Source organism: Mycobacterium sp. P7213, assembly GCF_900604305.1.
Lineage (GTDB): Bacteria > Actinomycetota > Actinomycetes > Mycobacteriales > Mycobacteriaceae > Mycobacterium.
In genome coordinates, this window is sequence record NZ_UWOA01000009.1 from 86,819 (window position 1) to 95,588 (window position 8,770).

Annotated in this window: 6 protein-coding genes and 2 pseudogenes; 5 read left to right on the forward strand and 3 right to left on the reverse strand. The window is 67.9% G+C overall.

Annotated elements, in window-relative coordinates; genetic code table 11:
• Positions 1 to 4: 4 nt before the first annotated feature.
• Entirely contained in the window at positions 5 to 2,389 is a 2,385-nt protein-coding gene (ftsH, locus tag EJK91_RS05195) for an ATP-dependent zinc metalloprotease FtsH (protein ID WP_024442354.1), read from the reverse strand.
• A 151-nt stretch (positions 2,390 to 2,540) separates the two neighbouring features.
• Between ftsH and EJK91_RS05200 the strand changes: the two genes are divergently transcribed.
• The 3 genes from EJK91_RS05200 to EJK91_RS05210 are packed head-to-tail and all read left to right on the forward strand — an operon-like array spanning position 2,541 to position 5,721.
• Positions 2,541 to 3,503: an alpha/beta fold hydrolase gene (locus EJK91_RS05200; RefSeq protein WP_125078420.1), complete on the forward strand. Its 963-nt coding sequence runs from the start codon at positions 2,541 to 2,543 to the stop codon at positions 3,501 to 3,503.
• A complete protein-coding gene (locus EJK91_RS05205; protein WP_125078410.1) occupies positions 3,500 to 4,705 on the forward strand; it encodes an LLM class flavin-dependent oxidoreductase in 1,206 nt (401 codons plus the stop codon). Before EJK91_RS05200 ends, EJK91_RS05205 begins: the two co-directional genes overlap by 4 nt.
• Complete coding sequence (locus EJK91_RS05210) at positions 4,705 to 5,721, forward strand: zinc-binding dehydrogenase (RefSeq protein WP_125078411.1); 1,017 nt, start codon at positions 4,705 to 4,707, stop codon at positions 5,719 to 5,721. Before EJK91_RS05205 ends, EJK91_RS05210 begins: the two co-directional genes overlap by 1 nt.
• Before the next feature lie 3 nt (positions 5,722 to 5,724).
• On the opposite strand, the gene EJK91_RS05215 is transcribed toward EJK91_RS05210, so the two are convergent.
• Positions 5,725 to 6,576, reverse strand: coding sequence for an SCO6745 family protein (locus tag EJK91_RS05215; RefSeq protein WP_125078412.1), 852 nt, complete (start codon positions 6,574 to 6,576; stop codon positions 5,725 to 5,727).
• 65 nt (positions 6,577 to 6,641) lie between these two features.
• On the opposite strand from EJK91_RS05215, the gene EJK91_RS05220 reads away from it, so the two are divergent.
• Positions 6,642 to 7,385 (forward strand): SIMPL domain-containing protein, encoded by a 744-nt coding sequence (locus EJK91_RS05220; protein ID WP_125078413.1) that lies wholly within the window; start codon positions 6,642 to 6,644, stop codon positions 7,383 to 7,385.
• Positions 7,386 to 7,445: 60 nt separating this feature from the next.
• Positions 7,446 to 8,531, forward strand: a pseudogene (locus EJK91_RS05225) (13E12 repeat family protein); the annotation flags it as partial.
• 41 nt (positions 8,532 to 8,572) lie between these two features.
• Here the strand turns inward: EJK91_RS05225 and EJK91_RS05230 are convergent.
• Positions 8,573 to 8,770: pseudogene (locus EJK91_RS05230) on the reverse strand (IS256 family transposase); the annotation flags it as partial.

An 8,770-nucleotide genomic window follows, 5' to 3' on the forward strand; every position in this document is an offset into this window, starting at 1 on the left:
TTTCTCAGTCACCCGACGGCTGCTCGGACCGGTTGTTCTCCGTGCCGTGACCACCGTCTGCCTCACCGGACGGTGCCGGCGGTGCCGGCGGCTGGCCCGCGCCGGGGTACGGCTGAGGCTGGTGCTGATAGGGCGGGTAGTGCTGGGCGGGCGGGTAACCACCCTGCGGCCAGTGCTGGGGCGGGTACCAGTAGCCGCCCTGTTGCGGGGGCTGCGCCTGCTGCTGCGAGGGCGGCCAACCGGGTGCGCGCCAGCCCGCCGGGGCGCCGTAGTCGGGCTGGGTGCCCGCCTCACCGCCGGCGGGTACACCGTTGCTGCCGTTGGGGCCGTTTTCACCCGCCCGGGCCGCCGCCTCCCGCGACGCCTGAGCGATGGCGGCCTTGAACGCCGGCTCCGGCTTCGGCTGCGGCCACGGCTCGCCCCGCTCGATGGCCAGTTCACCGGGGGTCTTGATCGGCGGCTTGTCGGATGGAACTCGCCCACCGAAGTCGTCGAACGCCGTCAGCCGGGGCCGCTTGGTCACGTCGCCGAAGATCTTCTCCAGGTCGGCGCGGTGCAGCGTCTCCTTCTCCAACAGCTCGCCGGCGAGCACGTCGAGGACGTCACGGTATGCGGACAGGATCTCCCAGGCCTCGGTGTGCGCGGCCTCGATCAGTTTGCGGACCTCGTCGTCGATGTCGCGGGCCACTTCGTGGGAGTAGTCGGCCTGGCTGCCCATCGCACGCCCGACGAAGGGGTCGCCGTGGTCGGTGCCGTAGCGAACCGCACCGAGCTTCGCACTCATGCCGTACTCGGTGACCATGGCGCGTGCCACCGCGGTGGCCTTCTCGATGTCGGAGACCGCACCGGTGGTCGGCTCACGGAACACCAGTTCCTCGGCGGCGCGCCCGCCCATGGCGAAGACCAGCTGGGCGATCATCTCCGAGCGAGTGCGCAGTCCCTTGTCTTCCTCGGGCACGGCCACCGCGTGCCCGCCGGTGCGGCCGCGAGCCAGGATCGTCACCTTGTAGACCGGGTCGATGTCGGGCATCGCCCAGGCCGCCAAGGTGTGTCCGCCCTCGTGGTAGGCGGTGATCTTCTTCTCGTGCTCGCTGATGATCCGGCTCTTACGGCGCGGACCGCCGATCACCCGGTCCACCGCTTCTTCCAGTGCCGCGCCGGTGATCACGGTGCCGTTCTCGCGAGCGGTCAGCAGCGCCGCCTCGTTGATCACGTTGGCCAGGTCAGCGCCGGACATGCCGACGGTGCGCTTGGCCAGCCCGTCCAGATCAGCGTCAGGGCCGATCGGTTTGCCCGCCGAATGCACCCGCAACACTGCCCGCCGCCCCGCGATGTCGGGGTTGGTCACCGGGATCTGACGGTCGAACCGACCGGGCCGCAGCAGCGCCGGGTCGAGGATGTCTGGCCGGTTGGTGGCCGCGATCAAGATGACCCCGGCGCGCTCGCCGAACCCGTCCATCTCCACCAGCAACTGGTTGAGGGTCTGCTCACGCTCGTCGTGCCCGCCGCCCATGCCGGCGCCGCGCTGGCGGCCGACCGCGTCGATCTCGTCGACGAACACGATGCACGGGCTGTTCTGTTTGGCCTGCTCGAACAGGTCCCGCACCCGGGAGGCGCCCACACCGACGAACATCTCCACGAAGTCCGAGCCGGAGATGGTGAAGAAGGGCACGCCCGCCTCACCGGCAACCGCACGGGCCAGCAGCGTCTTACCGGTACCGGGCGGGCCGTAGAGCAGTACGCCCTTGGGGATCTTGGCGCCCAGTGCCTGGTAGCGGCCCGGGTTCTGCAGGAAGTCCTTGATCTCGTAGAGCTCCTCGACCGCCTCGTCCACGCCGGCGACGTCGGCGAAGGTGGTCTTGGGCATGTCCTTGCCCAGCTGTTTGGCCCGGGATTTGCCCATACCGAAGCCCATCCGCGCGCCGCCCTGCATCCGGGAGAACATCACGAACAAGCCGATCAGCAGCAACATCGGCAACATGTAGATCAGCAGTGATCCGAGCAGGCTGCCCTGGTTCACCACGGTGTTGATCTCGGCCTTCTTGGCCGTCAGCGCGGTATAGAGCGGAACGGCGTACCCGGTCGGGTACTTGGTGATCAGCTTGTCGACCTTCTCGGACCGGCCGGGCTTGTCGGCCTTGCCCGCCTTGCCGGCTTTGTCGGTCGCCTCAACGCTGGTGAGCGGGGTCTTCAGGACCAGGCGTAGCTGCTGCTCGCGGTCGTCGAGCTGCGCGCTTTTGACGTTGCCACTGTGGATCTGGGCCACCGCCACCGAGGTGTCGACCGGCTTGTATCCGCGGGTGTCATCGCTGAAATAGAAGAACGACCAACCGAGCAGCAACACCACTGCGATCGCGGTTACGGTGCGGATCACGTTTTTGCGATTCATCAGACATCGGCCGGACGCGGCCAAATCCTTCCAATACGTGCAGCTGGGCATGTTCAGGCTACCGCCCCTTGCGGTTAACCTGCCTGGCCGGACTCGGGAACCCTGTTCGATCGCGGCCCGGTTGTGCTTTGGTGTGACGGTGGCTCCCGTAATCGAACGAGCAACTCAACGTTTTGTCGACACCAATAGCGTGACCCTGCGGGTCACCGAGGCGGGTGAGCGTGGCGCCCCCGTGGTGTTGCTGGCCCACGGATTCCCCGAATTGGCCTTCTCGTGGCGCCATCAGATTCCGGCGCTGGCCGACGCGGGATTCCACGTTCTGGCCCCCGATCAGCGCGGCTACGGCGGGTCGTCACGGCCGGACGAAATCGCGGCCTATGACATCGCCTCGCTCACCGGTGACCTGGTCGGGCTGTTGGACGACGTCGGCGCCCAGAGTGCGATCTGGATCGGCCACGACTGGGGCGGCCCGGTGGTGTGGAGCGCCGCGCAGCTGCACCCGGACCGGGTGGCCGGCGTGGTGGGGCTCAGTGTGCCGCCGGTGCCCCGCCCACAGGTTCCGCCGACGGAGGCGTTTCGCAATATCTTCGGCGAGAATTTTTTCTACATGCTCTATTTTCAGCAGCCGGGTGTGGCCGACGCGGAATTGGATTCCGATCCGGCCCGCACCATGCGCCGGATGATGGGCAGCCTCAGTCCAGGCGATCGCGAATCGGCGTTGCTGATGACGGCGCCTGGGCCGATGGGCTTCATCGATCGACTCGCCGAGCCGGCGGCGCGCCCGGACTGGATCAGCGCCGACGAACTGGATCACTACGTCGCCGAGTTCACCCGCACCGGGTTCACCGGCGGACTGAACTGGTACCGCAACCTCGACCGCAACTGGGAGATCATGACCGCTCCACCCGCCGCCACCATCGACATTCCCACCCTGTTCATCGCCGGGTCGGCAGATCCGGTGCTGGCCTTCACCCGCCGCGATCGGGCCGCCGAGCTGGTGACCGGCCCCTACCGCGAGGTGATCATCGACGGCGCCGGCCATTGGCTGCAGCAGGAGCGGCCCGACGAGGTCAACGCGGAGCTGCTGGAATTCGTGAGCGGGGTGCAGCTGTGACCGCCCGGCCGTTGCGTTTCGGGGTCTTCATCACCCCGTTTCACGCGTTGGGTCAATCACCCACGGTCGCATTGGAATACGACCTGGAGCGCGTCGTCGCGCTGGACCGGCTAGGCTTCGACGAAGCCTGGTTCGGGGAGCATCATTCGGGCGGCTACGAACTGATCGCCTGTCCCGAGGTCTTCATCGCCGCGGCCGCGGAGCGCACCAAGCACATCCGGCTGGGCACCGGCGTGGTTTCGCTGCCGTATCACCACCCGTTGATGGTGGCCGACCGTTGGGTTCTGCTGGATCACCTGACTCGCGGCCGGGTGATGTTCGGCGCCGGACCGGGCGCGCTGCCCACCGACGCCCACATGATGGGCATCGATCCCGTAGAACAGCGCCGGATGATGCAGGAGTCCCTGGAGGCGATCCTGGCGCTGTTCCGAGCCGAGCCGGGTGAGCTGATCACCCGGCATTCGGACTGGTTCACCCTGCGTGACGCGTCCCTGCACATTCGCCCCTACACCTGGCCGTACCCAGAAGTGTCCGCGGCCGCCATGATTTCGCCGTCCGGGCCGCGGTTGGCCGGCGCGCTGGGCACCTCACTGCTGTCGCTGTCGATGTCGGTGCCGGGCGGGTTTGCGGCTCTGGAGAACACCTGGGAAGTGGTGCGCGATCAAGCCGCGAAAGCCGGGCGCGACGAACCGGACCGCAACGACTGGCGGGTGCTGAGCATCATGCACATCGCCGACACCCGGGAGCAGGCGATCGCCGACTGCACCTACGGGCTGCAGGATTTCGCGAACTACTTCGGCGCGGCCGGGTTCGTACCGCTGGCCAGCGAAGTCGAAGGCTCACCGCAGACGCCGACCGAGTTCGTCGAGGCCTACGCCGCTGCCGGGAGTAGCTGCATCGGCACCCCCGATGACGCGATCGAACACATCACCGGCCTGCTGGAGCGCTCCGGCGGCTTCGGCACCTTGCTGTTCCTGGGGCACGACTGGGCCTCACCCGAGGCCACCTATCACAGCTACGAGCTGTTGGCCCGCAAGGTGATTCCGCACTTCAGGGGCCAACTGACCGCACCCAGGGCATCACACGAGTGGGCCCGGGGCATGCGCGACACGTTGTTCGGCCGGGTCGGCGAGGCGATCACGAACGCCGTCGTCGAGCATGTGGCCGAGTCCGCGCCCCCCGACACGAATAGTGCACAGTGATGCGCGCGGCGGTGCTGCGCAACGGGCGGATGATCTACCGCGACGACGTGCCGGAGCCGACCCCGGGTCCGGGCCAGGTGCTCGTCGCAGTGACGGCATGCGGCATCTGCGGGTCTGACCTGCACTTCGCCTCACATGGCGAGCAAGTACTGGCCGCGACGCAGGCCATGTCCGGCAGCCCGTCCTCGCGGGCATCGGTCGACCTGGACGCCGACATCTTCATGGGCCACGAGTTCAGCGCAACCGTGCTGCAGGCCGGCCCGGGAACCGAGACCTTTCCCGCCGGAACGCCGGTCACCTCCATCCCGGCCTTGTTGGCCGCCAAGGGTATTGAACCGATCGTCTACTCCAACACGACATTGGGCGGCTACGCCGAGAAGATGGTGCTGTCGGCTCCGCTGCTGGTGCCGATCCCCAACGGGCTGGATCCCCGCCATGCCGCACTGACCGAGCCGATGGCCGTGGGCCTGCATGCGGTCAACAGATCCGGCATCGTGGCCGGCGAGACTGCGCTGGTGTTGGGCTGCGGACCGATCGGGATGGCGATCGTCGCAGCTTTGCAGAACGCAGGCGTGGAAGACATTGTGGCCGCTGACTATTCGACCGTCCGGCGGGACATTGCCACGACCACGGGCGCGCATCGCACTCTCGACCCCGCGCAGGGGTCGCCGTTCGACACCGTCACTCCGAACGTGATCTTCGAGGCGGTCGGCATGCCGGGGATCATCGACGACGTGCTGCGGCGCGCGCCGGTGCACAGCCGGCTGGTGGTGGCCGGGGTGTGCATGGAACCCGACACCGTGCACCCGTTCTTCGGCATCGCCAAGGAGATCAGCGTGCAGTTCGTCCTGGCCTATAAGCCGGAGGAGTTCGCCGCATCACTGCGGGAAATCGCCGAGGGCCGGATCGACGTAGCTCCGCTGATCACCGGCGAGGTCGGACTCGACGGCGTGGGTGCCGCTTTCGATGACCTGGCCGATCCCGACCGGCACTGCAAGATCCTGGTCACGCCCTAGACTTCAGGCCGGGAAGCCGCCGGCGTCGACCAGTTGCTTCGACCACGCGCCGACCAGCTCGACCAGTTCGCCCAAGTCGTCGCCGAGGCGGGCGACGAGCGGGGCACAAGCCGCATCCGTTGCAGTCTCTACCGCCTCGCGGGCGGTGCGCCCGGCATCGCTGAGCACCCCGTCACGAGCCAGGCCACGCGCGGCCAGGCGCTCCTCGCCGGCGGTCAGCTGCTCATCACTCCAGGCCCGGGACCGGACGTAGGTGCGCGGCGGGAATCCGCGATAGAGCTCGGTGATCAGCCCGATCTCGACCGCATCGAATCCCGCTGCGACCCAGGCGTTGATGTGTGCGTCGCCGCGGAATTCGCGGAGCTGGTCCGCCAGCAGCCAAGCATCGGTCAACGGCTCACCAACCAGCCCACCGGCAACCAGCCCGGCGAACAGCGGCTTGCCCGCCACCGAGAGGCCATCCGTAGCGCCGCGCAGCAATTCCACCGCGCGCTCGATGCCGTCGGGGGCTGCCCCCAAGACCCGGCGCAGCTGCGCCACCGCCCCTTCGGTGCGCGCCGCCCGAATGGTCGGCGCGTCGGTCAGCTTCCAGCCGTAGCCGACTGCGGGAACGACCACGGCCGGATTGAACACTCCGAATGTCGCGGCGATCACGTCGCCGGGCGCCTGCCCCAGCGCGGAACCGCGACTACAGAAGTAGGCCGGCCCGTCCGGCATTTCGACCCCGCCGGTTGTTGCGGGGCTGGCGCCGAAACCGAGTGCCGCATAACCGCGGTGACACTCCGGGGAGAAGTACACCTGGCCCGCGAACGGCTCAATGGCGTTGGACAGTACTCGCGACGGCGCGGTGGTCATCGCCTCAGTGTGCCGCATGAGTCTTTTTCGCCGGTGTCTGCATCGACTCCGATAGGGTGCCAGGCATGCCGACACACAGTGCCCGGATGGTTCTCCGCTGGTCGATGACGACGGCGCTGGCCGGCGTGGCCGCCCTCGCGATGGCCGGCTGCGATGCCGCGCCGGGCGGTGGCGGGACGGACATACCGCGTCAGGTGACCGTCGTGGGCACCGGCGAGGTCCAGGGGGTTCCCGACACGCTGACCACCGAGGCGGGTATCGAGTTCGTCGCCGCAGATGTCACCAGCGCGATGAACCAGACCAGCGAGCGTCAGCAGGCGGTGATCGACGCGCTGGTGGATGCCGGCGTGGACCGCAAGGACATCAGCACCACCCAGGTGAGCCTGCAGCCGCAGTACAGCAATACCGACGCCAGCGGGTCGGCCAACATCACCGGCTACCGGGCCGCCAACACCATCCGGGTCAAGGTTGAGCGCGATTCGGCCTCCCAGGTGCTGGCGGTGATCGTGCGAGCCGGCGGCGACGCCACCCGAATCAACGGGGTGAGCTACTCCATCGAGGACGATTCGGCGCTGGTGCGTGGCGCGCGGGAGCGGGCCTTCAACGACGCCAGGGACCGCGCCGAGCAGTACGCCCAATTGTCGGGCCTGCGGCTCGGTCAGGTGATCTCAATCTCCGAGATCGCCGGCGAGGCGCCGCCGACGCCGGTCGGGATGCCGATGCCCCGCGCGATGGCCGCCGCTCCCCCGGTCGAGCCGGGCCAGCAGACCGTGAGCTTCACCGTCACCGCGGTCTGGGAGCTTGGCTAGGAGGCGACTTCGTCCCGATTTTTACGGCGCGGGACAGTGGATCCTGCTAGAATCGAACGTATGTTCGAGCAGTCGCGATCGAAGCTTCCCTCTCCGGAGTCGGTCGCGCGCCTCAGTGAGCAGTTTGAGCGGCGGTACCCCTCGCGTACGCCGGAGTCGGCGGCGTTGGTGGAGCGGGTTTGTGCGTCGGCGCGGGCGGAGAATCGGGCGGCGGCGGCGCAGTTGGTGGCGATCGGGGAGTTGTTCGTGCTGCGGTTGAGTCGCTGCGGTGAGACGCAGGAGTGGGCGGTCGATACCGAGGCGGCGGTGGCTGCCGAGGTGGCGGCGGCGTTGCGGATCAGTCAGGGGCTGGCGGCTAGTCGGTTGCATTACGCGCGGGTCATGCGCGAGGAGTTGCCGCAGGTGGCCGAGGTGTTCAAGGCCGGCGATATCGATATGCGGTTGTTTCAGACGATCGTGTATCGCACCGGGTTGATCACTGACCGGGAGGTGCTGGCGGTCGTCGATGGGCAGTTGGCGGCGCAGGTGGCGCGGTGGCCGTCGCTGACCAAGAGTCGGTTGGCGGGAAAGATCGACAAGATCGTGGCCAAGGCCGACGCCGATGCGGTGCGCCGCCGCAAAGAGCGGGCCGCCCAGCGCGAGGTCGGCTTCAGCGATCAGGAGGGCGGGATCACCGAGATCTACGGCAGCCTGGTGACCACCGATGCCCGTGCTCTGGACAAGGCGTTGGATGTGTTGGCCGCCACGGTGTGCGAGCACGACCCGCGCAGTCGTGGTGAGCGCCGGTCGGATGCGATGGGGGCGTTGGCTGCGCGAGCGGACCGGCTGAGTTGTCGCTGCGGGCGCCCGGACTGTGCGGCGGGTTCCCGCCCCGGGGCCTCGCCGGTGGTGATTCATGTGATCGCCGAGCAGGCCACCGTCGACGGGACTGGTGATGCGCCGGGCTCGTTGGTCGGGTCTGACGGATTGATCCCGCCGGAGGTGATCGCCGAGCTCGCCCGCTCGGCCCGGTTGGTGTCGTTGGTGCATCCCGGCGATGCCCCGCCCGAGCCGGGCTATGTGCCCTCGAAAGCGCTGGCTGATTTTGTGCGGTGCCGGGACCTGACGTGCCGCTGGCCCGGTTGTGACCGCCCGGCCCGGGCTTGTCAAGATAACTGTGTAAGTGGTTGTGGCCATTGATGGTTGAGTTAGAGCGGGAGTCGTTCGGGAAATTGGATCGCAAAGGCGTTGAGGGCGTGGGTCCAGCCCCAGGTAGCGGTTCCGGTGGTTGATCCTCGTTTCTGGTTGATGTTGCGGATGGCCAGATACAGCAGTTTCATCGCGGCGGTATCAGAGGGGAACGAGCCGCGGGCTTTGGTGACTTTGCGCAGCTGGTAGTTCAGCGA

Bases quoted from the DNA above. Each gene is read 5' to 3' on its own strand.
- ftsH (WP_024442354.1), bottom strand. From the start codon at position 2,389: ATGAATCGCAAAAACGTGATCCGCACCGTAACCGCGATCGCAGTGGTG.
- EJK91_RS05210 (WP_125078411.1), top strand. From the start codon at position 4,705: ATGCGCGCGGCGGTGCTGCGCAACGGGCGGATGATCTACCGCGACGAC.
- EJK91_RS05215 (WP_125078412.1), bottom strand. From the start codon at position 6,576: ATGACCACCGCGCCGTCGCGAGTACTGTCCAACGCCATTGAGCCGTTC.
- EJK91_RS05220 (WP_125078413.1), top strand. From the start codon at position 6,642: ATGCCGACACACAGTGCCCGGATGGTTCTCCGCTGGTCGATGACGACG.